This is a genomic window from Halomonas sp. GT (assembly GCF_002082565.1).
Taxonomy (GTDB): Bacteria; Pseudomonadota; Gammaproteobacteria; order Pseudomonadales; family Halomonadaceae; genus Vreelandella.
The window spans coordinates 3791965-3818054 of sequence record NZ_CP020562.1; the positions used below are offsets into that span (position 1 = coordinate 3791965).

The 26090-nt window shown below is 53.9% G+C and carries 25 protein-coding genes; 16 read left to right on the forward strand and 9 right to left on the reverse strand.

All coding sequences use genetic code 11. The annotated features are described in order from the left end of the window. Positions 1-357: 357 nt before the first annotated feature. The 3 genes from B6A39_RS17150 to B6A39_RS17160 form a co-directional block, all read right to left on the reverse strand. Positions 358-768 (reverse strand): DUF1090 domain-containing protein, encoded by a 411-nt coding sequence (locus B6A39_RS17150; protein WP_083007524.1) that lies wholly within the window; start codon positions 766-768, stop codon positions 358-360. A gap of 138 nt (positions 769-906) precedes the next feature. Then, complete coding sequence (locus tag B6A39_RS17155) at positions 907-1290, reverse strand: histone-like nucleoid-structuring protein, MvaT/MvaU family (RefSeq protein WP_083007525.1); 384 nt, start codon at positions 1288-1290, stop codon at positions 907-909. A 193-nt stretch (positions 1291-1483) separates the two neighbouring features. Then, positions 1484-2002, reverse strand: coding sequence for an AmiS/UreI family transporter (locus tag B6A39_RS17160; protein WP_083007526.1), 519 nt, complete (start codon positions 2000-2002; stop codon positions 1484-1486). Between the two features lie 546 nt (positions 2003-2548). Here B6A39_RS17160 and paaX point away from each other — a divergent pair. Then, a complete protein-coding gene (gene paaX, locus B6A39_RS17165) occupies positions 2549-3475 on the forward strand; it encodes a phenylacetic acid degradation operon negative regulatory protein PaaX (protein WP_083007527.1) in 927 nt (308 codons plus the stop codon). Between the two features lie 42 nt (positions 3476-3517). Here paaX and paaY read toward each other — a convergent pair whose 3' ends face one another. Both paaY and paaN read right to left on the reverse strand, forming a co-directional pair. Continuing rightward, positions 3518-4132, reverse strand: a complete 615-nt coding sequence (paaY, locus tag B6A39_RS17170; protein WP_083007528.1) for a phenylacetic acid degradation protein PaaY — start codon at positions 4130-4132, stop codon at positions 3518-3520. 11 nt (positions 4133-4143) lie between these two features. Further along, positions 4144-5820, reverse strand: coding sequence for a phenylacetic acid degradation protein PaaN (gene paaN, locus B6A39_RS17175; protein WP_083007529.1), 1677 nt, complete (start codon positions 5818-5820; stop codon positions 4144-4146). 367 nt (positions 5821-6187) lie between these two features. On the opposite strand from paaN, the gene paaF reads away from it, so the two are divergent. The 12 genes from paaF to paaZ all read left to right on the forward strand — a co-directional run bounded on the left by paaF (position 6188) and on the right by paaZ (position 18691). Further along, positions 6188-6961 carry a 2,3-dehydroadipyl-CoA hydratase PaaF gene (gene paaF / locus B6A39_RS17180; RefSeq protein ID WP_083007530.1) on the forward strand — a complete coding sequence of 258 codons (774 nt, stop codon included), beginning with the start codon at positions 6188-6190 and terminating at the stop codon, positions 6959-6961. A gap of 16 nt (positions 6962-6977) precedes the next feature. Further along, positions 6978-7769, forward strand: coding sequence for a 2-(1,2-epoxy-1,2-dihydrophenyl)acetyl-CoA isomerase PaaG (gene paaG / locus B6A39_RS17185; RefSeq protein WP_083007531.1), 792 nt, complete (start codon positions 6978-6980; stop codon positions 7767-7769). Between the two features lies 1 nt (position 7770). Continuing rightward, positions 7771-9309 carry a 3-hydroxyacyl-CoA dehydrogenase PaaH gene (gene paaH / locus B6A39_RS17190; protein ID WP_083007532.1) on the forward strand — a complete coding sequence of 513 codons (1539 nt, stop codon included), beginning with the start codon at positions 7771-7773 and terminating at the stop codon, positions 9307-9309. Next, positions 9302-9784: a hydroxyphenylacetyl-CoA thioesterase PaaI gene (gene paaI / locus B6A39_RS17195; RefSeq protein ID WP_083007533.1), complete on the forward strand. Its 483-nt coding sequence runs from the start codon at positions 9302-9304 to the stop codon at positions 9782-9784. Before paaH ends, paaI begins: the two co-directional genes overlap by 8 nt. Next, the gene (pcaF, locus tag B6A39_RS17200) at positions 9781-10986 is read left to right on the forward strand and encodes a 3-oxoadipyl-CoA thiolase (RefSeq protein ID WP_083007534.1); all 1206 of its coding nucleotides are present in this window, start codon (positions 9781-9783) and stop codon (positions 10984-10986) included. Before paaI ends, pcaF begins: the two co-directional genes overlap by 4 nt. 66 nt (positions 10987-11052) lie before the next feature. Further along, the gene (paaK, locus tag B6A39_RS17205; protein ID WP_083007535.1) at positions 11053-12366 is read left to right on the forward strand and encodes a phenylacetate--CoA ligase PaaK; all 1314 of its coding nucleotides are present in this window, start codon (positions 11053-11055) and stop codon (positions 12364-12366) included. A 306-nt stretch (positions 12367-12672) separates the two neighbouring features. After that, positions 12673-13659, forward strand: coding sequence for a 1,2-phenylacetyl-CoA epoxidase subunit PaaA (paaA, locus tag B6A39_RS17210; protein ID WP_083007536.1), 987 nt, complete (start codon positions 12673-12675; stop codon positions 13657-13659). Between the two features lie 99 nt (positions 13660-13758). Then, the gene (gene paaB / locus B6A39_RS17215; RefSeq protein WP_009723077.1) at positions 13759-14040 is read left to right on the forward strand and encodes a 1,2-phenylacetyl-CoA epoxidase subunit PaaB; all 282 of its coding nucleotides are present in this window, start codon (positions 13759-13761) and stop codon (positions 14038-14040) included. A gap of 14 nt (positions 14041-14054) precedes the next feature. Beyond that, entirely contained in the window at positions 14055-14864 is an 810-nt protein-coding gene (gene paaC / locus B6A39_RS17220; RefSeq protein WP_083007537.1) for a 1,2-phenylacetyl-CoA epoxidase subunit PaaC, read from the forward strand. Next, positions 14848-15477: a 1,2-phenylacetyl-CoA epoxidase subunit PaaD gene (paaD, locus tag B6A39_RS17225; RefSeq protein ID WP_232318732.1), complete on the forward strand. Its 630-nt coding sequence runs from the start codon at positions 14848-14850 to the stop codon at positions 15475-15477. The genes paaC and paaD overlap by 17 nt, the downstream gene beginning before the upstream one ends. Positions 15478-15496: 19 nt before the next feature. Beyond that, positions 15497-16579, forward strand: a complete 1083-nt coding sequence (gene paaE, locus B6A39_RS17230; RefSeq protein WP_083007538.1) for a 1,2-phenylacetyl-CoA epoxidase subunit PaaE — start codon at positions 15497-15499, stop codon at positions 16577-16579. A gap of 69 nt (positions 16580-16648) precedes the next feature. Continuing rightward, positions 16649-18691 (forward strand): phenylacetic acid degradation bifunctional protein PaaZ, encoded by a 2043-nt coding sequence (gene paaZ / locus B6A39_RS17235; protein ID WP_083007539.1) that lies wholly within the window; start codon positions 16649-16651, stop codon positions 18689-18691. Between the two features lie 100 nt (positions 18692-18791). Here the strand turns inward: paaZ and B6A39_RS17240 are convergent, their stop codons facing one another. The 4 genes from B6A39_RS17240 to B6A39_RS17255 all read right to left on the reverse strand — a co-directional run bounded on the left by B6A39_RS17240 (position 18792) and on the right by B6A39_RS17255 (position 22669). Continuing rightward, positions 18792-20087: a TRAP transporter large permease gene (locus B6A39_RS17240; RefSeq protein WP_038479103.1), complete on the reverse strand. Its 1296-nt coding sequence runs from the start codon at positions 20085-20087 to the stop codon at positions 18792-18794. Then, positions 20080-20622 (reverse strand): TRAP transporter small permease, encoded by a 543-nt coding sequence (locus B6A39_RS17245; RefSeq protein ID WP_083007540.1) that lies wholly within the window; start codon positions 20620-20622, stop codon positions 20080-20082. Before B6A39_RS17245 ends, B6A39_RS17240 begins: the two co-directional genes overlap by 8 nt. A 30-nt stretch (positions 20623-20652) precedes the next feature. Next, positions 20653-21726: a TRAP transporter substrate-binding protein gene (locus tag B6A39_RS17250; protein ID WP_083007541.1), complete on the reverse strand. Its 1074-nt coding sequence runs from the start codon at positions 21724-21726 to the stop codon at positions 20653-20655. A 358-nt stretch (positions 21727-22084) separates the two neighbouring features. Then, positions 22085-22669 (reverse strand): MarR family winged helix-turn-helix transcriptional regulator, encoded by a 585-nt coding sequence (locus B6A39_RS17255; RefSeq protein ID WP_232318733.1) that lies wholly within the window; start codon positions 22667-22669, stop codon positions 22085-22087. A gap of 398 nt (positions 22670-23067) precedes the next feature. Here B6A39_RS17255 and B6A39_RS17260 point away from each other — a divergent pair, with 398 nt between their 5' ends. The 3 genes from B6A39_RS17260 (at position 23068) to B6A39_RS17270 (ending at position 26026) form a co-directional block, all read left to right on the forward strand. Beyond that, on the forward strand, positions 23068-24036 hold the full coding sequence (locus B6A39_RS17260; RefSeq protein WP_083007543.1) for an MBL fold metallo-hydrolase: 969 nt from the start codon (positions 23068-23070) through the stop codon (positions 24034-24036). Between the two features lie 75 nt (positions 24037-24111). Continuing rightward, the gene (locus B6A39_RS17265; protein WP_083007544.1) at positions 24112-25842 is read left to right on the forward strand and encodes an FAD-dependent oxidoreductase; all 1731 of its coding nucleotides are present in this window, start codon (positions 24112-24114) and stop codon (positions 25840-25842) included. Next, the gene (locus B6A39_RS17270) at positions 25829-26026 is read left to right on the forward strand and encodes a DUF2783 domain-containing protein (protein WP_083007545.1); all 198 of its coding nucleotides are present in this window, start codon (positions 25829-25831) and stop codon (positions 26024-26026) included. The genes B6A39_RS17265 and B6A39_RS17270 overlap by 14 nt, the downstream gene beginning before the upstream one ends. Positions 26027-26090 lie beyond the last annotated feature (64 nt).

Consider the following 26090-nt stretch of genomic DNA (forward strand, 5'->3'; position numbering starts at 1 on the left):
AAACTTGTACAAAAGCTAGCCTAGCTATACAAAAAGTTAGCCATGGTGCATTTTTTACATTTACGTTTCAATAAAAAGAAGGCTTTACACTGGATGGCGACACACCTATTAATGAAGCATCACTGCCTTCAACACATGCTTGTTTAAGAATGCGAAGAGCAATGAAAAGGTCTGATCCAGCATCGATATGCAGAGATCTGAGCCATTGATGCAGAATTCAAAACGCAGGGAGAGAAGGAGGGATAAATACAAGATAATGTTACAGATGAAAAAACGTTAGCCGCCTTTCATCGGTAGTAAAAAGAGGCTGCTTGGAATAAGCGCATCACTGCAGCTTATACTAAAGCCTGGTGCAGATTATTCGTTAATACGTTGCCGCAGCAAATTCAGTTCCTGTGTGTGCTCTTCAAGCTCACGTACTTCTTCTGCTAATTTTTCACGCCGTTTCTGAATATCGTCTTCGTCGCCCTCTCTGAGAGCTTCCTCAAGTGCTAACTCACGTTCACGTACCTCTTCCTGGCTCTCCAGAACCTCTTCGGCAGCCTCTATAATCACTTGCTCATTTGTGCAGTTCTCTTCGATGGAGTGCAATGCACGCTGCAACCCTCTAACACGATGCTGATTATCGTGTGCTTGAGCGTATTCCAGCTGTTGTCTTAAGACAGTCGCTTTATCTTCACACAACCTTTCTGCTGCGTGCGCTGCTGGCAGCAGTAAAACGCCTGCAGTTGCAGCTAAACTTAAACAACAAAGCCATGTTTTTTTCATTACTCGCTCCTAGCGCTCTACGTGCTTTACAAGGTAAGCGTAAAAAAATATATCGACCTTATAAAGATATAGGGACCATTTCCAGCTAGTAAATATCCGCCGCTCGCGGAGGAACCATGCGAGCGACGAATGAACAGATTAGGCGCGTTCTTCTACCACCCAACTAACCACTTCTTCATTGCCGAATTCAGCTTTCCACTCTTTAATGACGTTATGGTTGCCACCACGCGTTTCAACGACTTCCCCAGTGTGTGGGTTCTTGTACACTTTTAAAGGGCGCTTCTTGCGGCCATCGGTACTGCTTGTTTTGGTGCCTTTAACAGATGCGGAGCGATAGGATGGGTCGAGCATTTCGCATACATCGCGGGCTAGCTTGCCATGCTCTGTCATAAGCGCTTGCAATTTCTCGTTGAACTCCAGCTCTTTTTTCAATTCACTATTGTTTTCAAGCGCTTGCAACTCTTCCTGTAGCTGCTTTAACATCTGCTCTTTCTTGATGTAGTCGCTTAATACTGATGCCATGTATTCATCTCCTTAATTTTTAATTTCTTTGCCATATACTGATAGCACAGTAAAACATGTTAAGAGTGCTACTTCAGCATGGCAGGCGTACTCACGAACAGGTGTAATTATTAAACGATTATATACCGTGTGATTTCATAATGTGGGTGTTCTCAAAAAATTTTAAGTATTGTTTACGTTTAGTAACGAACCGCTATGTATTGATGATTCCTAATAATATCAGAACGCCAGGAATCCAACCCGTAAAAACTGCGCAAAAGAGTGTATAAATTGCAACTGAATGCTGTATTTTTTTCGCTAATGCTAGCAAGCAAAAGAAGCTGAACCACAAAGCAGACCATGCAAACCAGCTAAATGTATTCCACAGCTCAAAGTTAATTCCTATATCGGCGATAGAGCTTGCTCCAACAAACGCTGCTGTAATACTAACAAAAAAGCAGAACCATCCAAGACCTGTTCCATCCGCCTTTAAAAACTGGTTAGCTCCAACCCAAAGATAAGTAAAAGCGAATAACAAGGTAAATGCCCCCGTGCTAATTGCAGCAGAATTATCCGGTTCTCGGAAAATCAAATAGACAGCAATAATGAAGCTCAACACACCAACCATGATGTTGATAACAGATACTTCTTTGTCACCAATTTTTCCCAGCAGCCATATTCCGTTCACAAACAGTACTGCTCCGACATATAGCAAGGTAAGCCCTAAAATCATCACAACCATTCCTGTAGTTATTTTTTAATTTTTTCTGGCGTTTTTAGTTTTCTTTTTCTACTGCTCCACTGCATATTTGATAAATGCTACCTCCTCTCTATACATACCTCCTCTCTAGATACCTCAGCGTTTTAAAAAAGAAAGTAACTTCCAATTAACATGGTCGTCGACGTGTAAACCTGTAACTGCTTATTTTTATTTTATTTTCATGGAACGATTCATTTTATTCAAACGACAGCCAAGGCATAGCAGCACATCATGCGGGCTAAGAAAGACCGAGATGGCACCAAGAAACCCTATTTAAAAGCCGGGAGAGTATAACAGGGGTTGCATAACCAACCATTGAAATTAGTGTTATATCTTCATAAGAAGTCGCAACGAAATGCTAGCGTCAACGACCTTTGCGATACTGAATCATTCTTCATAATTCACTGGTAGCCCTGCAGGCCAAATCACAAAAAAACGTGATACGATAATCCTCTATAAAAGCTATATTTTCTGTCGTTTTTTGCGACAACTTCATCGTAAAGGGAATCAACGTTCACCATGTCGTCAGCTACAGACTGCGTCGCTACGCTTATTGATGACTTCCAGAAGCGTCGGCCTATTCGCGCCGGCTCACTGATTATTACTGTCTATGGCGACTCTATCGTTCCACGGGGCGGTACTGTGTGGTTGGGCAGTCTGTCGAAACTGGTGGAGCCCATCGGAATCAATGAGCGTCTGGTGCGTACATCGGTTTACCGACTGACCCATGAAACCTGGCTACGCGGTGAGAAGGTCGGTCGTCGCAGCTACTATCGGTTAAGTGGCCCTGGGCGGCGTCGTTTTGAACAAGCTTTCAAGCGTGTCTATCACGGTGCCCAGCCTCCTTGGTCGGGCCAGTGGACATTGGCGCTGCTGACGCAGCTGCCAGCCGACCGTCGCCAGCAGATTCGCGATGAACTTGAATGGCTCGGCTTCGGTAGTTTTGCTCAGGGCGTGCTGGCACATCCCACGCTGTCATGCGCGGAAACCATGGTGGCCTTGCAAGAGCTTGATGCGGCAGACGATACGATCGTAATGCAGACACAGACCATGGAGCCCATGACCAGTAAGCCGCTGCGCCTGCAGGTCAGAGATAGCTGGAATCTCGACGAACTCGCCGAGCTGTATCAGCGGTTTCTGGTTAAGTTTCGCCCACTGTGGAATGCGCTCAACGCAGAGAACCATTTAGGGCAGGAAGAGTGCTTCATTGCTCGCACCTTGCTGATTCACGAGTATCGTAAGGTTCAGTTACGTGACCCCCTACTGCCTGACGAACTGCTCCCTACTGCGTGGGAAGGCCGCTATGCCCATCAGCTCTGTCGCAACCTCTATCGGTTGCTCTACGAGCGCGCAGAGCACTGGCTAGACAGGCACCTAGAAACTGCCGAGGGCCCATTACCAGCCCCCGGCCCCAGCTTCTACCAGCGCTTCGGCGGACTGGAATGAGTGCCTAAGGAGGCCACTGAATTAGTCGCCACATACCACCGCTCATGGCTGTGGCGACTTATCCAGCGTCTGCTGCTTAGGTTGTGTATCACCGGCCAGCAAGGTTGGCCGGTCAGCATCAAGTTCTGCCAGCGGTTCACAAGGTTCCAAGCTGTCACGGCAACGGGTCACTAAACGCTGATACTCTTGGGTACCCTGCTGCTTCCAAGCAAACTCTTCATCGCTCAGCGGCCGTTTAACCTTTGCAGGAGCCCCCATCACCAGAGACTGTGGCTCGCACTCAAATCCCGCTTTGACGAACGCGGCCGCCGCAACAATAGAGCGCTCAGCAATGTGAGCACCGTCCATCACTACAGCGTTCATGCCGACCATGGCATCACGCCCAATCACGCAGCCATGCAAAACCGCGCCGTGGCCGATATGGCCATCCTTTTCGACCTTAGTGACGCACCCCGGAAAGCCGTGCATGACGCAGGTATCCTGTAGGTTCGCGCCCTCTTCCAGCACCAGGCGTCCGAAGTCACCGCGCATCACCGCGCCGGGGCCAACGTAACAATTGGGGCCAACAATCACATCCCCGATCAACACTGCGGTTGGGTGGACATAAGCCGTCGGGTGCACTACCGGCGTCACCCCTTCAAGACGATAGTAAGGCATCACGTTCTCCGTTAGTTCGATTGGCAGTGGCGGCGGCTTTGCACCACCACAAAGCGACTGGCAACAAAGGCTTGATTACATAGCGAGGCATTGGCCGCTGGATTACCGCCTGTGGCGTGAAAGTCACTGAAAGCAGCCGACTGGTTGACGAATATCCCCCCATCCAGGTTCAACGAAAGCGGCGTCGCCACGTCCATCGCCAACTCTTCGAACTGCTCGGCCACTGCCTCATCAGTCGTATAGCCACCTAGGGTTATCGCGCCCTTTTCCCGGATCACGTCACGCGCCAGTTCAATGCTATGCGCGGTGTTCTCAGTCGCGATAACAAAGCTGATGGGGCCGAAGCGTTCCTCACCATAGGTAGCCTTCTGTGCTGCATCTACCTTGAGGATAAGCGGCGTGTGAATGCGGGCGTCAGAGTATTGGGCGTGTTTTCGTGACTCGCTATCCAGGACTATTTCGCCCAAACCACGGCACTCATCAATCCGTGCTTGCGTGTCTACTGACTGCAGGGCACCTAACACCGTGCAGGCGCGGTCATTGTCACTCAGAAATGCCTGTACAGCTTTCGCAAGCGCTGCCGCCACGTCGTCAAAACTCAAATGGCCATCCGCTGTTTCAATACCATTTTTGGGTACATAAATAGCCTGAGGGGTCGTGCACATCTGCCCGGAATAAAGGCTCAGCGAGAAGGCAAGATTCGCAGTGACCGCTTTAAGGTTATCCACGCTGTCGATAATGACCGTGTTGACACCGGCTTTCTCAGCGAACACCTGAGCCTGAGTAGCGTTATCTATCAACCAATCGCCAAAGGTATTGGAGCCGGTGAAATCGATCAGCTTGACCGCAGGATCAAGCGCCAGCGTTTTCGTCAGCGGCGCATCTACCGTGTCGGGTGCCAAACTCACCAGGCAGGGATCAAAGCCCGCTTCTTCAAGCACCTGCTGAGCAACTCGTGTCGTTATCGCCAATGGCAGAATAGCGCCAGGATGCGGTTTAAGAATGACGGGGTTGCCTGTCGCCAGACTGGCAAACAAGCCGGGATAAGTATTCCAGGTGGGAAAAGTAGAACAGGCCACCACCAACGAGATGCCGCGTGGCACGATGTGAAAACGCTTATCCATGACAATGGGATCATGCTTGCCCTGGGGCTTAACCCACTGTGCGGTAGCAGGAATCTGCGCCATCGCTTGCCAAGCATAGGCCACGGCTTCAAGGCCGCGATCCTGAGCATGCGGCCCACCTGCCTGAAACGCCATCAACGGCCCCTGGCCGCTGGTATGCATCACCGCCTGGGCGATCTCCGGGCTCATGGCATTAAGGCGCGACAGGATTTCCAGACATACCCCCACACGCGCGTCAGCCCCGGCATCCCTCCAATCACGCATCGCCACTTGCATGGCCGCTATCAGTTCGTCGGGGTTTGGCTGGTTATAAGTAATGCCAAGCTCGAACCCATAAGGTGAGACTTCGCCGCCCACGTGGTGAGTGCTGCCAACACTATTCAGCGTAAATGGTTGGTTGAGCAGTGACTCAAATCTCGATGGTGCCGCTTTAACGGCATCTTCGGGGTATTTGCGCATGCTTTCTGGGTAGGGCGTCCAAAAATTACGGCTAGAGATGGCGCCGACAGCCTGGTCAAGAATGTCACGGTGAAGGTCAAACATCTGCTGCGCTGATTGCGTCATGGGGCGCTCCTGCACTCACTTATTTTTTTGATACGCTATACCAATTAAGACTAACTTTCCCGTAACAAAACATCAAACGCTTTCCCTGACACCCTTGCTTAAGAATTAGCCCGCCACGATCGATAAACGCGATATATACGGGCTGAAGATCGCTTTTTGGGCCAATTCTCCACCTTTCATACCATGGTCTAATAACTATCACTCACTCGCTATAAATACATACAAATCATTGTTAACAAGACATAAATTATCAAAAAAACCGTTAAGCGACACACTAACAACAATGAAGATATATTGATGTGTATCAAAATAAATCTATACTCGGCAGATATTCATCCTGTGCGCCACAGGCCGAACTGAGGTAAAAATGCCCACTACTCTAAAAATAACTCCGCCCCTGGAAGGCGTTTTATGCATCACGCTGAATCGCCCAGACGCACTGAATGCGCTGAATACCCAGCTGCTTGGCGAACTCGCCGACACCCTGAACAGCGCCGATAGTGACGACAACGTTCGCGCCGTGGTGATCACCGGAAGTTCGAAAGCATTCGCCGCCGGTGCGGATATTAATGAAATGGCTGAGCGTGACCTAGTCGGCATGTTGGAAGATCCTCGCCAGCACCACTGGGCCACCATTACGCGTTTCCGCAAACCAATCATTGCTGCCGTTAACGGCTACGCCTTGGGCGGTGGCTGTGAGCTAGCCATGCATGCCGACATCATTATTGCCGGTGAAAGTGCCCTGTTCGGCCAGCCTGAAATCAATCTGGGCATCATGCCCGGTGCTGGTGGTACCCAGCGTCTGCTTAGAGCGGTGGGCAAATCACTGGCTACCCAAATGGTGCTAACTGGCGAGCCCATTTCTGCTCGCCGCGCCCTTGAAGCAGGCCTGATTAGCGAGATTACCCAGCCCGAATTAACCCTTGAGCGCGCCATGGCCATTGCAACGCGCATTGCCGCCAAGGCACCGCTGGCCGTGCGCTTGGCGCGGGAATCGCTACACAAGGCGATGGATACCGACCTAGCCACTGGCCTGCGCTTTGAACGCCATGCGTTCACCTTATTGGCGGGCACTGCCGACCGCAAAGAGGGCATTCGCGCTTTCCAAGAAAAACGACCTGCCACTTTTCAAGGGCACTGACACAAGGATATTACCCATGAGCCAAGCGCCCCTGCTTTACACCGTGGAAGATGGCGTCGCCTGTATCACGCTGAACCGCCCCGATAGCCTGAACAGCTTCAACACTGAAATGCATGCCGAGATGCGTAAGGCGCTAAAAGCCGTGCGTCAGGACTCAAGCGTTCGCGCTTTGTTACTGACCGGCAACGGACGAGGCTTCTGCGCTGGTCAGGATCTTTCCGACCGAAGCGTCGCGCCCGGCGAGCAAGCCCCCGACCTCGGCGAGTCGCTTGAAAAACGCTACAACCCTATGTTGCGCGCTCTTAAAGACATGCCGTTCCCAACCATTTGTGCGGTGAACGGTGTGGCGGCGGGAGCCGGTGCCAACATCGCCCTGGCCTGCGACATCGTATTGGCTGCTCGTTCGGCAAGTTTTATCCAGGCTTTCTGCAAGATTGGATTAATTCCCGACTCCGGCGGCACCTGGACTCTGCCTAACTTAGTCGGCATGGCCCGGGCTAAGGGCCTAGCCATGCTTGGCGACAAGCTGCCCGCCGAGACTGCCGAACAGTGGGGCATGATCTGGCGCTGCGTCGATGATGAGGTGCTTCAGGAAGAAGCCATGAACATGGCTCGCCACTTGGCCACTCAACCAACGCGCGGCTTGGCGCTTATCAAACGTGCCCTGCACGCCAGCAGCGATAACAGCTTCAACGAGCAGCTCGACCTGGAACGCGACCTACAGCGCCTTGCCGGACGCACGGAAGATTACCGCGAAGGCGTCAGCGCTTTTATCGAGAAACGTCGCCCCACCTTCAAGGGAGAGTGATATGCCAGCCCTTCCCACGTCGGCCGTTATTGGTGTGATTGGCGCAGGTGCCATGGGTGCCGGTATCGCTCAGGTTGCCGCCCAGGCTGGTCACTCAGTCATCCTGCATGACAATCAACCGGGCGCCGCCAAAGCGGGCATTGAGAACATTCGCCGCCAGCTGGAAAAGCGTGTTGCCAAAGGCAAGATGACCCAAGGCGATGTGGATAACATCATTACTCGCCTGCAGCCCGCCGAGGCTATCGATGCCTTGGCCGACAGCCGTTTGGTTATCGAAGCTATCGTCGAGAATCTTGAGATCAAACGTCAGGTGTTCGCTCAACTTGAAGCGTTATGCTCACCGGATACCTTGCTCGCCAGTAATACCTCGTCGCTGTCGATTACCTCCATTGCCGCAAACCTTGAACACCCAGAGCGCATGGCGGGACTGCACTTCTTCAACCCCGCCCCCGTAATGAAGCTGGTGGAAGTGGTGTCTGGCCTGGCGACTACCGCTGAGGTTGCTGAGACTCTTTACGCCACTGCCAATGCCTGGGGCAAGATTGCAGTTCACGCCAGCTCCACCCCTGGGTTCATTGTTAACCGCGTGGCACGACCATTCTATGCCGAAGGGCTACGACTGCTGCAGGAAGGTGCCAGCGATGCCGCCACGATAGATGCGCTGCTGCGTCAGGCGGGTGGATTCCGTATGGGGCCTTTCGAGCTAATGGATCTGATCGGTCATGACGTTAACTACGCGGTGACCCGCTCGGTGTTCGATGCCTACTACGGCGATACCCGTTTCGAGCCTTCCTTAGTACAGCAAGCACTGGTGGAAGCAGGACGCTTGGGGCGCAAATCCGGCCAAGGCTTTTTTGACTACGCGGGTGAAAACGCTGCGAAGCCACAGCCTAAATTTGCAGCACCAGCAAACGTGGAACTACCAGCACTTGTCGTACAGGGCGACCCTGGCGTGATCGCTCCACTGTTGGAACGCGCCCAGGAAGCTGGCCTCGACGTCGTTCGTCGCGAATCACTCCAGCCAGATGGCACGCCTCGCTTATATCTGGGTGATCTAGTGCTGGCCCTTAGCGACGGGCGGTGCGCCGCCGAGCGCGCGGTCAATGAAGGGCTCGACGCCCAGGTACTGTTCGACCTGTGTTTGGACTACCGCAGCGCCAGCGCCATCGCACTTGCTGCCAGCCACACCACATCACCCGAGGCTCGCCAACTGGCGACGGCTTTCTTCCAACGCTTGGGGATAGACGTGGCCTGGCTAACCGACACCCCGGGGCTGGTGGTACTGCGCACCGTAGCCATGCTCGCCAATGAAGCTGCCGATGCCGTACTCCAGGGTGTCTGCAGTGCCCAGGATGGCGACCTGGCCATGCAGGCTGGCGTCAACTACCCCCGCGGCCCCTTGGCCTGGGCAGACTCACTGGGTCTGCCCTTCGTTCACCGCACCCTGACGCATCTACAGCAGAGCTACGGCGAAGAGCGCTATCGCAGCTCGTTTCTGCTGCGGCGCAACGCCTTGAGCGAGGAAAGCTTTCATGAGTGATACCCAACTGACCCCACAACAGCTGGCGGAAGCCTGTGCCGACGCGATGTTTTCCCGCGACCATGCCAGCCAAGGACTGGGCATGCGTATTACTCGCGTGGCCCCCGGCTTCGCCGAACTGACCATGACCGTGCGTCAAGACATGGTGCAAGGGCACGGCAACTGCCATGGCGGATTTCTATTTACCCTGGCCGATTCCGCCTTTGCGTTCGCCTGCAACAGTTACGATGAAGCCACCGTCGCCGCTGGCTGCAGTATCGACTATCTCGGCCCCGGCCAGCTAGGCGACGAGATCACCGCCACTGCCGAAGAGCGCAGCCGCCGTGGGCGCACCGGCATTTACGACATTACGTTGCGCAATCAGCACGGCGATACCATTGCCTTGTTCCGCGGACGTTCCTACAAAATTCGCGGCAGCGTACGCCGCCTGGAAGATACTGACGCAGAAAATACTGCTGCTGGAGATAACCGATGAAAGACGCGCTGATCATTGATGCCATTCGTACCCCGATAGGTCGCTACGGCGGCGCACTTTCCAGCATGCGTGCCGATGACCTGGGGGCCATTCCCATGCGCACCCTGAGGGAACGCAACCCAGGTGTCGATTGGTCGCTGATTGACGATATCTTTTACGGCTGCGCCAACCAGGCGGGTGAAGATAACCGTAACGTGGCGCGCATGTCCGCGCTGCTGGCCGGGCTGCCGGTCGAGGTGCCCGGCACCACCATTAACCGGCTTTGCGGGTCTGGTATGGATGCAATAGGCAATGCCGCCCGCACCATTAAGACCGGCGAAGCGGGGTTGATGATCGCCGGAGGGGTGGAGTCGATGTCCCGGGCACCCTTCGTGATGGGCAAGGCCGAACAAGCCTTCTCACGCCAAGCCGATATTTTCGACACCACCATCGGCTGGCGCTTCATCAATCGTGCCATGAAAGCCCAGTTCGGCGTGGACTCCATGCCCGAAACCGCTGAAAACGTGGCGGAACAGTTTGGTATTTCCCGGGAAGACCAGGACGCCTTCGCCCTGCGCAGCCAGCAGCGTACCGCCGCCGCTATCGAGGCTGGCCGCTTGGCCGAAGAGATTGTTCCGGTTGAAATCCCCCGCCGCAAACAAGACCCGCTGGTGGTGGATACCGATGAGCACCCGCGCGCTACCACAACTGCCGAGCAGCTTGCCAAGCTACCCACACCTTTCCGCGAAGGCGGCAGCGTGACAGCAGGTAATGCCTCTGGGGTTAACGATGGCGCCTGTGCGCTGCTGTTGGCATCTGTCGAGCAGGCTGAACGTTTCAGCCTCACGCCACGCGCTCGTGTGGTGGGTATGGCCACCGCTGGCGTGGAGCCGCGCATTATGGGGTTCGGCCCCTCTCCCGCTACCCGTAAGGTACTCGCCCAGGCCGGACTTACTCTCGACCAAATGGACGTTATCGAACTCAATGAAGCCTTTGCTGCTCAGGCGCTGGCAGTCATGCGTGACTTGGGGCTGAGCGATGATGCTGAACACGTCAATCCCAACGGAGGGGCCATTGCACTTGGCCATCCGCTGGGTATGAGTGGCGCTCGATTGGTGACCACCGCTCTACATGAACTGGAACGTCGGCAAGGGCGCTTTGCGCTATGCACCATGTGTATTGGTGTTGGACAGGGCATTGCTCTGATCATTGAGCGCTTATAAGCCCCTCATCCTGACCATGGCTCATAAAACGTAGCCCAATAACAACTTGCTTGACCGGAGATCCTGATGAATCAGCCCGCTACGCGTATCGACACTGCGACTCTCGACCCCTTGGAAACCGCCAGCGTCGACGAGCTACGCGCCACTCAGGTCAAGCGCCTGAAGTGGAGCTTGAAGCACGCTTACGACAATGTGCCGTTCTACCGTCAGTCTTTCGACAAGGCTGGGGTACATCCCGACGATATCCACACGCTGGCAGATCTCGCCAAACTGCCGTTCACCACCAAGGCCGATTTGCGCGACAACTACCCGTTTGGCATGTTGGCCACGCCGATGAGTGAGATCGTTCGCATCCATGCCTCTAGCGGCACCACCGGGCAACCGACGGTGGTGGGCTACACCCAAAAGGATATTGATGTGTGGTCCGATGTGGTGGCGCGCTCAATCCGTGCCGCGGGCGGCAGCCGCAACGACAAGGTGCATGTCGCCTATGGCTACGGCCTGTTCACCGGCGGGCTGGGCGCTCATTACGGTGCCGAGCGCCTGGGCTGCGCGGTCATCCCCATGTCGGGCGGACAGACTGAGAAACAGGTTCAGTTAATTCGTGATTTCCAGCCGGACATCATCATGGTCACCCCCTCGTATATGCTCAACATCGCAGACGAGATGGAGCGACAAGGGATTGACCCGCGCACACTGCCCCTGCGCACTGGCATTTTCGGTGCCGAACCCTGGACCGATAGCATGCGCACGGCCTTAGAGCAGCGCCTGGGCATTGACGCCCTCGATATTTACGGCCTCTCTGAAGTAATGGGGCCCGGCGTGGGCATGGAGTGCCTGGAAACCAAAGATGGCCCGACCATCTGGGAAGATCATTTCTACCCCGAGATCATCGACCCAATCAGCGGTGACGTCCTGCCAGACGGCGAATACGGCGAGTTGGTGTTCACCACCCTAACCAAAGAAGGCCTGCCGGTGATTCGTTACCGCACCCGCGATCTGACCCGCCTGCTGCCGGGCACAGCGCGCCCTATGCGCCGCATCGACAAGATCACTGGCCGCAGCGACGACATGCTGATTATTCGCGGTGTGAATGTGTTCCCCTCTCAGATCGAAGAGCAACTGCTCAAGATCGCGTCGCTTTCACCCCACTACGAGATCGAAGTCAGCCGCCAAGGCAATATGGACATGGTGCTTGTCCGGGTAGAGGCGAATCATCATGACATCGCCCGCGACCCCGTGGCCTGTGAACAAGCAGCGAAACAGCTTCAGCATGCCATCAAGACATATATTGGTATCAGCACCCAGGTTGAAGTGTGCCCGGTAGAGAGCGTGATGCGCTCGCTAGGCAAGGCCAGACGCGTCAAGGATCTTCGCTGATTCAGGCACTAATGCTTAAAAGCCTCGTATTGCCATAGATCGACAAGCTAGACCAATGCCCTTGCAGGCACCCTTGCAAGGGCTTTTTTATTCCCAAACAGCCAGCTTTGATGAAAAAAGATAGAACATTAAGAATCACTTAATTTACCCCCCTTTTCCTTTACAAACCAACCACATTGGCTTTATCCGTAATCACAAAGTCTTAAAGTGACACACAAAAATAGTTATTGATAAAATATTTTGTGTCACTATACTTTAAACAAGATAAGCCACACTCCCTGATAGTCCGACGCCGCGGAGGTCTCTATGTACGCGCAGCTCGTTGAAACCGGCTCTAACAAACTTAAAACGCTTGATGAGATGGGTCCTGAGGAACGCCAGTTCCAGGAGCGCATCAATGATGAAATCAAAATAGAACCTAAGAATTGGATGCCGGACGCCTATCGCAAGACGTTGATCCGTCAGATCTCTCAACACGCGCACTCCGAGATCGTCGGTATGCTTCCGGAAGGTAACTGGCTGACACGTGCGCCGACCCTTAAGCGCAAGCTGCAGCTAATGGCCAAGATTCAGGATGAGGCGGGTCATGGCCTGTACCTCTATAGCGCCATGGAAACTCTGGGTGCCGACCGCGACGAAGAGATCGACAAGCTTCACGATGGCCGCGCCAAGTACTCCAGTATCTTCAACTACCCAACGCTCAACTGGGCTGACATGGGCACCATCGGCTGGCTGGTCGACGGCGCAGCCATCGTCAATCAGGTACCGCTACAGCGCACCTCTTACGGCCCCTACGCGCGCGCCATGATTCGCGTGTGCAAGGAAGAGAGTTTCCATCAGCGCCAGGGTTATCAAATTCTGTTGACCATGATGCAAGAGGGCACTGACGACCAGAAAGCCATGGTGCAGGACTCCATCAACCGCTTCTGGTGGCCATCACTAATGATGTTCGGGCCATCTGACGAAAACTCACCCAACAGTGCTCAGTCGATGGCCTGGAAGATCAAACGCCACAGCAACGATGAGTTGCGCCAGCGCTTCCTCGATCAAACCGTACCGCAGCTAGAGTTGCTGGGCTGCACCGCTCCCGACCCGGATCTCAAATATAACGAAGAGACCGGCCACTATGAGTTCGGTGAAATCGACTGGCAGGAATTTTTCGATGTCGTGAAAGGCAACGGCCCCTGCAACCGCGAGCGCATTGAAGCACGTCGTAGCGCCATTGATAACGGTGCCTGGGTGCGTGAAGCCGCCGTGGCCTATGCTGCCAAGCGTCAACGCCGAGCAGCCTGAGCTGGCAACGTCTGATTTTTAAAACCCGACTTTTAAAACACTATTTTTTAGAACAATAGGGAGTCTCGCGAGACTCCTATGACCACTGAGGCATCTCTCATGGCTGACTGGCCCCTCTTCGAAGTTTTTATACGCAGCAAACACGGCCTTAACCACAAGCACGTCGGCAGCGTACACGCCGCTGATCGCAGCATGGCAATCGAAAATGCCCGCGAGCTTTATACCCGTCGTAATGAAGGGGTGAGCATCTGGGTGGTTCCGGCCAGCGAAATCACCGCGTCTTCTCCTGATGAGAAAGAGCCGCTGTTTGACCCGTCTAACGACAAGGTCTATCGCCACGCATCCTTCTACAAACTGCCGAAAGAAGTCGGCCACATGTAAGGAGGTAGGCTGTGATGAAGAACATGGCTCTGAAGAACATTGCTCAAAAAACACAAACCCCGTTGACCGACTACCTGTTACGCCTTGGGGACAGCGCTTTGGTGCTTGGCCAGCGCCACGCGCAGCTGTGTGGCAAGGCTCCAGCGTTGGAAGAAGAGCTGGCCTTAATGAATGTAGGGCTCGACCTCTTCGGACAGGCACGCAACTGGCTTGGCTATGCGGCTGAACTGATGGTTGCTGACCTGGTAACTGACAATATCGATGCCGATCATCTGGCCTTTCGCCGCGATGCCCAGGACTTTCGTAATCTGTTGATCACCGAGCAGCCCAACGGTGACTTTGCAGACACCATAGGACGTCAGTTCCTGTTCGATGCTTGGCACGTTCATCTACTTGATGGCTTGGCTGGGTCCAGCGACCCGCGAATTGCCGAAGTGGCTGCTAAATCGCTTAAAGAAGCAACGTACCACCTTCGCCGCTCCTCTGAATGGGTGATTCGCCTGGGCGATGGCACCGAAGAAAGCCACACCCGTATGCAGCGCGCGCTCGACAACCTTTGGCAGTTCACCGGCGAGCTATTGCAGGTCGACGAGATTGATCAGGCCATGATAGAAGCCGGCATCGCGCCTGATCCTGAAACCATTGCCGTGCGCTGGAAAGCGACGATAGAAGAAGTACTTGAGGAAGCCACGCTGGAGCGGCCTTCCTACGACGCCTGGATGTATACCGGCGGCAAAGTCGGCCATCACACCGAGCACCTGGGCTTTCTGTTGGCGGAAATGCAATACCTGCCGAGGGCATATCCCGATGCGACCGTCTGGTAACCCACCGCCTGCGCCTGTCAGTGATGGACCTATCGATAACAGACCTATCGATAACAGGCCTACCGATGATTGGCCTTCAAGCGACTTGATCGGCAGCGACCGTCGCGGGCTGCCACCCGCCGGTGAAAAAGGCGATATCGACGCCGTGCTGGCGGTTTTAGAGCAAGTGCCAGACCCAGAAGTGCCGGTGGTCAGCGTGGTTGAACTGGGAATTGTGCGCGATATCGACTGGGTGGACGATCGGCTGGCGGTCAATGTGACCCCCACCTACTCCGGCTGCCCGGCGACGGAAGTTATCGAACAGCATATTCATGAAGCGTTGGTGGCCGCTGGTTACTCAGACCCGCTGATTCAGCGCCGCCTTTCACCTGCCTGGACCACCGATTGGTTGACCGACACCGGGCGAGAAAAATTGCGCGCTTACGGCATTGCACCACCGGTGGGAAGTGCTGGCAAACGCAGCCTGACGGGGCAGTCTGACCCGGTAGTGCCCTGCCCTTTATGTGGCAGCAACGCGACCGAACGCGTCAGCGAATTCGGCTCTACGGCTTGCAAGGCGCTCTACCGCTGCCTCGATTGCCTGGAGCCTTTCGATTATTTCAAGTGTCTGTAAAACGACGAGACCATTTCCCATGAGCCGATTTCACGCCTTGACCGTCAAGGATGTACGCAAGGAAACCCATGATGCCGTTTCCATTGCTTTCGACATTCCCGACGACCTGCTGGACGCCTTTCGCTTTACCCAAGGCCAGTACCTGACACTGCGCCGCGACATCGACGGAGAGGATGTCCGCCGCTCATATTCAATCTGCACCGGCGTCCACGAACACGAGCTAAGAGTCGCCGTCAAGCTGGTGCCAGGCGGTAGCTTCTCCACCTTTGCCAACCAGCAACTGCAGCCTGGGGAGCAATTAGAAGTGATGCCGCCACAGGGCAAGTTCTTCGTGCCTCTCGACCCAAGTCGTGAAGGGCACTATCTGGCGGTGACCGCAGGCAGTGGCGTCACCCCCATCATGTCGATTGTTGCCACGACGTTGGAAAGCGAGCCGAAAAGTCGTTTTACCGTGATTTATGGCAACCGCTCTACCACGGGCACGCTGTTTCGCGAACGTCTGCAGGATCTCAAGGATCGTTACCTCGAACGCCTCAACATCATTTACGTGTTCAGCCGCGAACAACATGAAATCGATCTTTACAACGGCCGTATCGATGCCGATAAGTGCAACGCGCTGTTTGACCGTTGGGTAGACGTACCCAAGCTCGACGCTGCGTTTATCTGTGGGCCGCAAGAGATGACCGAGATCGTGCGCGATGTCCTGACCCAACATGGAATGCCAAAGGAGAAGGTGCACTTTGAGCTGTTCACTACTGGGCTGCCGACAGCAGGCGCCAAGCGCCGCCAGGCAGCCAGAGCCGGTCAACTTGAGGCTGAAACTTCGCATATCAAGGTGATTATCGACGGCCGCACCATCGAATATAACCTGCCCCGCAATACCCAGAATATTCTGGACGCGGGTAACGAGCACGGCGCCGACCTGCCGTTCTCGTGCAAGGCGGGCGTGTGCTCTACCTGCAAATCAAAAGTCATCGAAGGTGAGGTGGAAATGGACGCCAATTACGCCTTGGAAGATTACGAAATAGATGCCGGCTACGTACTGTCCTGCCAGTGCTATCCGATCAGCGACAAAGTGGTGCTCGATTTTGACGAGGTATAACCCCTAGTCCACCTACTTCCAAGCCGGCGACTGCGTCGGCTTTGTTTATGTTGTACGGGAGAACACGCAATGCCAGTTTTGCAAAGTTACATCGCAGGCCAGTGGCTCGGACAAACCGAGTCCAAAGCCCTTATCAGCGCCATCAACGGCACCACCGTTGCGCATACTCACCAAGAAGAGATCAATTTCCGCGAAGCGGTGGCGTACGCCCGCAACACCGGCGTGAAGAACATTCTGGCGCTGGATTTTCAGCAGCGGGTTGCCATTCTTAAGGCGCTGGCCGCCTATATCCAAGAGCGTAAGCGTGAGCTCTATGCCATCTCTCACCACACCGGCTGCACCAAGGCCGACTCCTGGATCGACATCGACGGCGGTTTCGGCACCCTGTTTACCTACGCTTCCACGGGCCGCAAGGAACTGCCCTCAGGCAATGTGGCCCACGAAGGCCCAGTGACCCAATTAGGCAAAGAGAACCACTTCAACGGCACCCACATTCTGGTACCCCGCCGCGGCGTCTCGGTGCATATTAATGCGTTCAACTTCCCTATCTGGGGTATGTTGGAGAAGTTCGCGCCCGCCTTTCTGGCAGGCATGCCGTGTATCTTCAAACCGGCAACGGCGACGAGCTACTTAACCGAAGCAGCCGTACGCGTCATCAACGATTCTGGCCTGCTGCCGGAAGGTGCGCTGCAACTGGTGATCGGTGGAGCCGGTGACCTACTCGACCACCTGGAAGAGCAGGACTTTGTCACCTTTACCGGCTCGGCAAGCACTGCCCTAATGCTGAAAAGCCACCCTAACATCATGGCCAAGAGCATTCCGTTTAACGCCGAGGCGGACTCGCTCAACAGCGCCATTATGGCGCCAGATGTAAGTCCTGAAGACGAAGAGTTCGAGATTTTTGCCAAAGAAGTGGTCAAGGAGATGACCGCCAAGTCAGGCCAGAAATGCACCGCGATCCGCCGAATTTTAGTGCCTGCCGAGCATCTCGATACATTGGCAGACACAATCAAGGCGCGCCTTGCCAACATCGTCGTCGGTGATCCTCATCAAGAAGGCGTGCGCATGGGTGCACTCTCTTCCCGTGATCAGTTGAGAGACGTTAATCATGCGATCGAACAGCTGCTAGAAACCAGTGAGTGTGTCTTTGGCAGAGACGGCAGCTTCAAGCCTGTCGGCCAAGAGGTGGAAAAGGGCGCGTTCATCTCCCCCCACTTACTGATCAACCGCCAGCCACTGAACGACGGTGGCGCGCACGACATCGAAGCTTTCGGCCCCGTCGCGACGTTAATGCCCTACAGCGGCATTGATGAAGCTTTGACCATCGCCGCCAAAGGCAAGGGCAGCCTAGTAACCACGCTGACCACCAAAGACCCCGCCATTGCTGCCAAAATGATCCCCGTGCTGGCGGCCCAGCATGGCCGCTTGCAGATTCTGGATGCCCAGGCAGCAAAGGAATCCACTGGCCACGGTTCTCCGCTGCCGATGCTCAAGCATGGCGGCCCCGGCCGCGCAGGTGGTGGCGAGGAGCTCGGCGGCATTCGTGCTGTTCACCATTACCTACAACGCACCGCTATCCAGGGCTCTCCGACCATGCTCGCGGCCGTCACAGGGGAATATGTGCGTGGTGCGAAGGTGATCGAGAACGATATTCATCCGTTCCGCCGCCACTTCGATGACCTGCAGGTTGGCGAGTCACTGTTAACCCACCGTCGTACCGTCACTGAAGCCGATATCGTCAATTTTGGCTGCCTTTCCGGCGACCACTTTTACATGCACTTCGACGATATTGCCGCAAAAGAGACCCAATTTGGCCAACGCATTGCCCACGGCTACTTTGTACTGTCGGCAGCTGCTGGTTTGTTTGTTTACCCAGGCGAAGGTCCCGTATTGGCTAACTACGGCCTGGATACGCTGCGCTTTATTACGCCTGTGCTGGTTGGCGACACCATCCGCGCCCGCCTCACCTGTAAGCGTAAGATTGACCAGGGCCGGGCATCTCCTGACGGCCACCCGCAAGGCGTGGTGATGTGGGACGTGGCAGTGACCAATCAACATGATGAGCTGGTCGCCAGCTACGACATTTTAACGTTGGTCGCTAAACGGCAGTAACGGCTCAGCCTAATAGCCAGACATAAAAGCAAGGCAAAAAAAATGACAGGGCAAACGCCCTGTCATCTTTTTGTATCGTACGAAAGTTAATAAAACCGTTTTAATACATCAGTCGCGGTAGGAAAAGCACGATAGCAGGGAAGATAAGCACTAACAGTGCGCGTATGGTTCCCGCGACCCAGAACGGGGTGACACCGCGGAAGATCGTGCCTGTGGATACGTCTGGCAACACGGCTCGCAACACGAATACATTCATACCGACAGGGGGCGTTATCAAACTGATTTCGATAACGATGACCACAAGAATACCGAACCACACCAAGTCGTAACCCAGCCCTGCGACGACAGGGAAGAATACTGGTACGGTGAGCAGCAGCATCGACATACTTTCAAACACGCACCCCAGCACGACATAGATCGCGATAATCACCAGGATGACCACAAAAGGCGCCACATTCAGGCCGTTAACCAGTGCTAGCAGGTCGCCAGGCAGCCCTGCTCGGTTGATGAAGTTGGCAAAAATCAGCGCCGTTAGTACTACTGCAAACAGCATCGCGGTGGTGCGCACGGTGTCCATTAATACATTCATCAATACTTGCGGGGTCAGCGCCCGACGCATTAGCGCGATCAGGAATGCACCCATTGCACCGATACCGGCAGCCTCAGTGGGCGTAAACACCCCGAGGTAAATACCGCCAATCACGAGTACAAACAGTGCTAGCGTACTGCCTACGCTTTTTAGTGCCTTAATCCGCTCTGGCCATGGCACTTTCTCTGCCGCAGGGCCAGCAGTGGGGTCGCGCCAAAGAACCCACTTGATGGCACCAATATAAAGAAAGATGCCAAGAATGCCGGGGATAAAGCCAGCGGCAAAAAGCTCGCGAATACTGGTTTCGGTCAGGATCCCATAAATCACTAGCATGACGCTGGGTGGTATCAATATACCCAAGGTGCCACCCGCCGCGATGGAAGCGGCAGCAAGTGAATCCTTATAGCCATACTTGCGCATTTGCGGCATGGCGACTCGGCCCATGGTGGCACACGTCGCTAAGCTCGATCCGCATATCGCGCTAAAACCACCGCAAGCGACGATTGTCGCCATTGCCTGACCACCCTTACGGTGACCTAGGAAACCATTTGATGCTCGAAACAAAGCATCGGATAAGCCTGCATGAGAAACAAAGTTGCCCATTAGAATGAACAATGGAATGACGGACAGGCCGTAATCCATGGCGGTGTCTACTACCCGGCGCGCCGCCATTGCTTCAGCAGCATTCCAGTTACCCGTTAATAGATAGAACCCGGCGAAACCAACGATCCCCATCGCGAACGCCAGTGGCACACGCAGGAACACAAGTATCAACAATACTGCGAAACCGTACAACGCTTCAGTCATGGGGCTCTCCTATACTCAATGGGCCACCTTTTTCGATTACCTTAAGCCCCTCAAGCAAATAGAAAGCGGCTCGCATAAGGGTCAGTAGTGCTGAAAGCGCGAGCATGATAGCGATCAGCCCGATCAGGTAACCCCGAGGTATGCGCAGAAACTCCGTCACATCCCCCCATGAAAAGGCACGCTCTGCCAACGCCCATACACGCTGAGCCATCAACCACAAAGCTGCCGTCACTATCAGGTTAACGATCACTTCACGTAGCCAGATAAGTTTTGCAGGAAATACCGCATCGAGCAGATCAACGCTGACATGCTCTTGACGCCAACAAACGACTGGCAGCGAGAGAAATACCAATGCCGCCAGCATTAGCTGGGTTAATTCAACAGCACCTAGAATGGGGGAATTAAAAAAGTAGCGGCCGCCTACGTCAGCAGTGGTCAACAGCATCATGCCAAAGAGGGTAGCGCCAGCCACCCCCTCTAATGTCAGCTGCAGAACCCGACTAACGCGCGTAGCACGTGCCATTTGGGTTTGCATGGTCACTCTCCATCTAGCGCCAGTGGGGATTTACTTTGCGTCGTCTGGTACTAATTCATCTGGCACTAGGCTGCTAACACTCTCTTCTTCCGCTGCAGCGTTAAGCTGTTCGCGATAGAACTCGATGGCGGCCATCGCATCCACATTGCGGTTTTCTGAAACAGACTCCGCCCACTCAGCGATCATGCTGTCACTCATGCTTTTCAGTGTATTGAGATCTTCGTCACCGAGTTCAGTAAAGGTATGGCCAAGCTCTTCAGCAAAGTCGACGCCACGGACATCCGACACATCCATCATGTAGCCGAACAGACGCGATAAGCGCTCACCTGAGACGGATTCAACGGCTTCACGATCTTCTGGCGACATTTCATCCCAGATCATGGGATTAACAACGATGGTGAAACTACCGCGATAGAAGCCACCATCTACTTTGAGGGTGTAGGGGAAAATCTCTGCGACACGGAAGCTACGCAGCCCTTCAGGAACAAGCATGGCCCCGTCGATGACGCCCTGAGAGCCCGCTTCATAAACACCTGTGGGCGGCAAGGCGACACCGGTTAACTCTAGGGCGTTGGAGAGATCCCCCATCACGCCACCGCCAACGCGAATGCGCTTACCTTTAAGGTCTTCTAAGGTTTCATACTGTTCGCTGCTGAAGATCCAGCCGGGACCGTGGACACCGGCAGCAACAACATCTACACCACGGTGTTCACCAGCGGCTTCCAGGTACTCTTGATGCGTATGCCAATAGGCACTGGAGGCATTTTCAGATGAAAACTCTTGAAAGGTGGGAAACTCCGGCAGCTTGGTTAACTGAAAGCGGCCAGTGTTATAGCCGTGGAAAACCCAGGTAGCATCAGCGATACCATCAGCGACCATCTCCATTTGTGACGCTGGGGGCCCCATATCATGTATCACGTCTACTGTAACGCGGCCTTCTGTCGCTTCTTCAATCCACGCTTTCCAGGTTGGCCAGACGATGGTGTTAATGCCGTGATTAGGGCCCGCCCAGGTACTCACGGTGATTGTCGTTTGCGCCAAGGCGGTGGTGCTCAGCGTTGCAGCGGCGATAGCGCCAATCATCAGGTTTGTTGTTTTATTCACTTTTCTTTCCTCTGGTCGTCACGAAGTGGTAGCGCAAAACATGATACTTTATTTTTATCTTTTTCAAATCTAGTGAATCACGTTATTTATCACAATGCCTGCAGATATGTGGATCATGCAACGACCCATCGACTAATAGATGTTAATACTTAAGTATTAATCCTAATATAATTATTAATTTACATGGTGTTATATGAAAAACAGTCGACTTTTTGAGTCACTACCAACGGCTATTGGGAGATCATTTAGAGCCCGCCTTTTGTTACAAAAATCACATTCTTTTTGATATCAATGACACGCCACTAACAAAATACGGGCACTTTTTACTATCTTGGCTGGTCTTTCCTGTGTCTCGCTTTTAACCAATTCTCTCCAACTGACGCTCAAGCTTGCGCATGGTATTGAGCAAGTCACGATATTCGCCAACGCTTAGGGTAGACACCAGATCGGCTTCCCACGCCTGAGCTTCGGGCACTAGTTTATTAAGTAGCGCTTGCCCTGCATCTGTCAGATGTAAATCATGAAGTCGCTGATCTTGCTGGGATGGCGTGCGGCTTATCAGCCCACGTTCTTCCAGCGACTGAATAGCGCGAGATACGCGAGCCTTATCCATATTGGTGTAGGCACAGACCTTCTTCGCGGTTAAATCATCACAGTGGCTTAACCACGCAAGCACGCGCCACTGGGCGATGTTGAGATCATAAGACTCGGCATATAGCTTCTCTAACGCCTGACTGATGCGGTCAGCTAAACGGTTAAGCTGATAGGGTAAAAACTGGTTGAGATCCAGCTCTGCCCTGGATGAAGACTCCAGAGCCGTATCGCTTTCTGCTTTATCCATCGTCATTGTGTTTCTCCTAGAGCCACCGCTTGTCAGGGGGTAGTGATGATAAAAATCAGCACCATAGCTGGGAATATGGGCACCAGCAACGTACCTATCCATACTGCCCACCTTGAGGAAGAGAGTCCTCTTGGCTCCATCCAATAACGCTGTTTCCAACAACGCTGTTTCGAATAAAACGACTCATCGCTTACTCGCCGTCACCACACAAAAATGTCATCAGCGTTAGGCTGCCCACGCTCGGAAAAGTCCTAACAGGGTAAGGCAGAACAGTGCCGACAGATACTCTCTTATGCAACCAATTTACCGATTTTAATTATTATACTTAGGTATTATTTTGCAATAATCGTCTGATTTATTGAGATTTATTGTTAATTTTATGCATAAGAAAGACCGGCTCGGCCATGGAGTACTGGACATTTAGTTTCATTAGAAACTATCCTCCTGGCATATAACATTCCAATAAACACCTGAACCACCCTGTTAGCACCGGAGATACCATGAGTAAGAAATTCGCGTCCCATGCCGATACCGAAGAGAAACAGATCAGTTTCACCAAGCTGGCAGAGGGGCTCTATGCTTACACGGCCGAAGGTGACCCCAACACGGGCATCGTGATTGGCGATGACAGCGTGATGGTCATCGACACCCAGGCAACCCCCATCATGGCCCAGGACGTTATCCGCCGAATCCGCGAGGTGACTGACCTACCGATTAAGCATGTGGTAATGACCCATTACCATGCCGTGCGTGTTCTCGGCGCTTCTGCATACGATGCCGAAAATATCTATGCTAGCCAGAACACCTATGACCTGATTGTCGAGCGCGGCCAGCAGGATTATGAATCCGAGGTTGGCCGGTTCCCCCGCCTGTTTAAGGGAGTGGACTCCGTACCTGGTTTGACCTGGCCAACCATTGTCTTCCAGGAAAAGCTGACGGTGTTTATGGGTGAGCGTGAGGTACAAATCATCCACTTAGGCCGCGGACACACCAAGGGCGACACCGTTGTCTGGTTACCGAAAGAAAAAATCATGTTTTCCGGTGACCTCGTTGAGTATGGCGCTACCCCATACACCGGCGATGCTTACCATGAGGACTGGCCTACAACACTTGATCGCCTGCAGGCCATGCAGCCTCAAAAGCTGGTACCCGGACGTGGCGATGCGCTGCAAACTGCCGAGCAGTGCCAGGAAGCCATTCAAGGCACCCGCGACTTCTTGAATGATATGTATGGAAGCGTCAAAGCAGGCAAGGCGGCGGGTAAATCGCTCTCCGAGTGCTACGCCGAGACCTACGCGGTTCTTAAGCCGAAGTATGGCCACTGGGTTATTTTTGATCACTGTGTACCTTTCGATATCACTCGCTGCTACGACGAGGCAGGAGGCGAATACCCTGATCCACGTATCTGGACGGCAGAGCGCGATACCGCTATGTGGCACTCCCTGCAGGACGCCGTCGAAAATCAGTAAGTGCTTACTAGAGACACCCACTGATCATGCCCAGCTGTCGGGTGTAACGCACCCGACGCTGTAGGGGAGCAATAGATGCCAACAACCTATAAAAATCCTGTCTATCCTTACCGACGCCCGTCTGAACTCGATGTTCAAGACGTTCGCCATTGTCCAGTGGTGATTGTCGGAGCTGGTCCTAGCGGCCTCGCCGCCGCCATCGATCTGGCTAAGCAGGGCATTCACTCAATTGTCCTGGACGATAACAACACCGTAAGCGTGGGGTCGCGAGCGCTGTGTTTTGCCAAGCGATCACTGGAAATTATTGACCGTTTAGGGTGCGTCGAGCCGATGCTTGAAAAAGGCGTCACTTGGCAACATGGCCGCGTTTTCTTTCAGGACCGCGAGGTCTATGACTTCAACCTGCTGCCAGAAGATGGCCACCGCATTCCCGCCTTTATCAACTTGCAGCAGTATTACTTTGAAGAGTTTCTGGTCAACCGCGCCCACAACTTTGCTGAGCAAATTGATCTGCGCTGGAAACATAAGGTCATTGAGGTCGATGCTCAGCCTGACAGCACCGCTCTCACAGTCTCTACTCAGGATGGTGATTACTCGCTGACCTGTGACTACCTGCTTGTCTCGGATGGCGCCAACAGTCGCATCCGCGACATGCTAGGCCTTGAGTGCAAAGGCCAGGTATTTCAAGACCGCTTCCTGATTGCGGATGTGGTGATGAAGGCTGACTTCCCGACAGAGCGCTGGTTCTGGTTTGATCCGCCCTTCCATCCCAACCAATCGGTGCTGCTGCACAAAGAACCAGACAATGTTTGGCGTATCGACTTCCAGCTAGGCTGGGATGCTGACCCGGAAGAAGAAAAGAAAGAAGAGAACATTCGCCCGCGCGTGCAGGCAATGCTTGGCCAGGATGTGGAGTTTGAGCTTGAGTGGGCCAGTGTCTATACCTTCCGCTGCCGGAAGATGGATAACTTTATTCATCACAGCGTGATATTTATGGGCGACGCCGCTCATCAGGTATCACCCTTTGGTGCCAGAGGTGCCAACGGCGCCCTGCAGGGCGTGGAAAACTTAGCCTGGAAACTGGCTCGCGTTCTCAAAGCCCAGGCGCCAAAAACACTGCTGTCCACGTATAACACCGAGCGCCAGCACGGCGCGGCAGAAAACCTGCTTAACTCTACCCGTGCCACTGACTTTATTACCCCGAAGAGCCATATCAGCCAAGTATTCCGCGATGTGACGCTAGAGCTGGCTGAGAAACATGCCTTCGCACGTAGCCTAGTCAACAGTGGCCGCCTTTCCATGCCGTGTCGCTATGACAGCTCACCGCTGAATACCCCCGATGTTGATGGTGGCCCAAGCGAGGTGCGCCCTGGCAGCCCAACCAAAGACGCGCCTATTCGATTGGGCGAACAGAACGCCTGGCTACTCAACCAGTTTGGCGATGGCTTTACGTTGCTGCTTGACGGCCGCGTTGAGGATGAACATGCCGCCACATTATTCAAAGACCTGGGTGTCCTGCTAGACCGCTGCTTTGATATAAACCTAGTGATCGTTGGCCCCACGCCACATGCGCTTAGCACGCTACCGCGTACTACCGTTATAAACGATACCCAAGGATTAGTGACGCAACGCTACGGCCTGAAAGCAGGTGCCGGATACCTTATCCGTCCTGACCAGCACGTTGCTGCTCGCTGGCACGCTATCACTGCCCACCAGGTTGAAGACGCATTAGACCGCGCGCTAGGCGTTTATCTTGCGGGTACCGCTGACACTACCTTTCAGGAAAGCTGCCATGCCAAAGCTTGAATTAAATCCCAACTTCACTGACCCGGATGCTTTTTACGCGGCACTCACCGCGCTACATCGCGACCGCAGCGAAGCCGAAAGCGAACGCATCAATGCCCGCCTGATTCTGCTACTGGCTAACCACATCGGCGATCAAACCGTGCTCGAAGAAGCAATTTACCTTGCGGTTGGTGATGGCGATTAATCGCCGCTTCTTAGATCTATAAAAAGATAGATCTATAAAAAGATAGATTTATAAATAGATAGGT

Excerpts from the sequence above, each read along its gene's own strand:
- paaN (WP_083007529.1), bottom strand. The coding sequence starts at position 5,820 with ATGACGCAATCAGCGCAGCAGATGTTTGACCTTCACCGTGACATTCTT.
- paaK (WP_083007535.1), top strand. The coding sequence starts at position 11,053 with ATGAATCAGCCCGCTACGCGTATCGACACTGCGACTCTCGACCCCTTG.
- paaE (WP_083007538.1), top strand. The coding sequence starts at position 15,497 with ATGAGCCGATTTCACGCCTTGACCGTCAAGGATGTACGCAAGGAAACC.
- paaB (WP_009723077.1), top strand. The coding sequence starts at position 13,759 with ATGGCTGACTGGCCCCTCTTCGAAGTTTTTATACGCAGCAAACACGGC.
- B6A39_RS17160 (WP_083007526.1), bottom strand. The coding sequence starts at position 2,002 with ATGATTTTAGGGCTTACCTTGCTATATGTCGGAGCAGTACTGTTTGTG.
- paaX (WP_083007527.1), top strand. The coding sequence starts at position 2,549 with ATGTCGTCAGCTACAGACTGCGTCGCTACGCTTATTGATGACTTCCAG.
- B6A39_RS17240 (WP_038479103.1), bottom strand. The coding sequence starts at position 20,087 with ATGACTGAAGCGTTGTACGGTTTCGCAGTATTGTTGATACTTGTGTTC.
- paaD (WP_232318732.1), top strand. The coding sequence starts at position 14,848 with ATGCGACCGTCTGGTAACCCACCGCCTGCGCCTGTCAGTGATGGACCT.
- B6A39_RS17260 (WP_083007543.1), top strand. The coding sequence starts at position 23,068 with ATGAGTAAGAAATTCGCGTCCCATGCCGATACCGAAGAGAAACAGATC.
- paaC (WP_083007537.1), top strand. The coding sequence starts at position 14,055 with ATGAAGAACATGGCTCTGAAGAACATTGCTCAAAAAACACAAACCCCG.
- B6A39_RS17150 (WP_083007524.1), bottom strand. The coding sequence starts at position 768 with ATGAAAAAAACATGGCTTTGTTGTTTAAGTTTAGCTGCAACTGCAGGC.
- paaZ (WP_083007539.1), top strand. The coding sequence starts at position 16,649 with ATGCCAGTTTTGCAAAGTTACATCGCAGGCCAGTGGCTCGGACAAACC.
- pcaF (WP_083007534.1), top strand. The coding sequence starts at position 9,781 with ATGAAAGACGCGCTGATCATTGATGCCATTCGTACCCCGATAGGTCGC.
- paaA (WP_083007536.1), top strand. The coding sequence starts at position 12,673 with ATGTACGCGCAGCTCGTTGAAACCGGCTCTAACAAACTTAAAACGCTT.
- B6A39_RS17265 (WP_083007544.1), top strand. The coding sequence starts at position 24,112 with ATGCCAACAACCTATAAAAATCCTGTCTATCCTTACCGACGCCCGTCT.
- B6A39_RS17255 (WP_232318733.1), bottom strand. The coding sequence starts at position 22,669 with ATGGATAGGTACGTTGCTGGTGCCCATATTCCCAGCTATGGTGCTGAT.
- paaF (WP_083007530.1), top strand. The coding sequence starts at position 6,188 with ATGCCCACTACTCTAAAAATAACTCCGCCCCTGGAAGGCGTTTTATGC.
- B6A39_RS17245 (WP_083007540.1), bottom strand. The coding sequence starts at position 20,622 with ATGCAAACCCAAATGGCACGTGCTACGCGCGTTAGTCGGGTTCTGCAG.
- B6A39_RS17155 (WP_083007525.1), bottom strand. The coding sequence starts at position 1,290 with ATGGCATCAGTATTAAGCGACTACATCAAGAAAGAGCAGATGTTAAAG.
- paaI (WP_083007533.1), top strand. The coding sequence starts at position 9,302 with ATGAGTGATACCCAACTGACCCCACAACAGCTGGCGGAAGCCTGTGCC.
- paaH (WP_083007532.1), top strand. The coding sequence starts at position 7,771 with ATGCCAGCCCTTCCCACGTCGGCCGTTATTGGTGTGATTGGCGCAGGT.
- paaY (WP_083007528.1), bottom strand. The coding sequence starts at position 4,132 with ATGCCTTACTATCGTCTTGAAGGGGTGACGCCGGTAGTGCACCCGACG.
- paaG (WP_083007531.1), top strand. The coding sequence starts at position 6,978 with ATGAGCCAAGCGCCCCTGCTTTACACCGTGGAAGATGGCGTCGCCTGT.
- B6A39_RS17270 (WP_083007545.1), top strand. The coding sequence starts at position 25,829 with ATGCCAAAGCTTGAATTAAATCCCAACTTCACTGACCCGGATGCTTTT.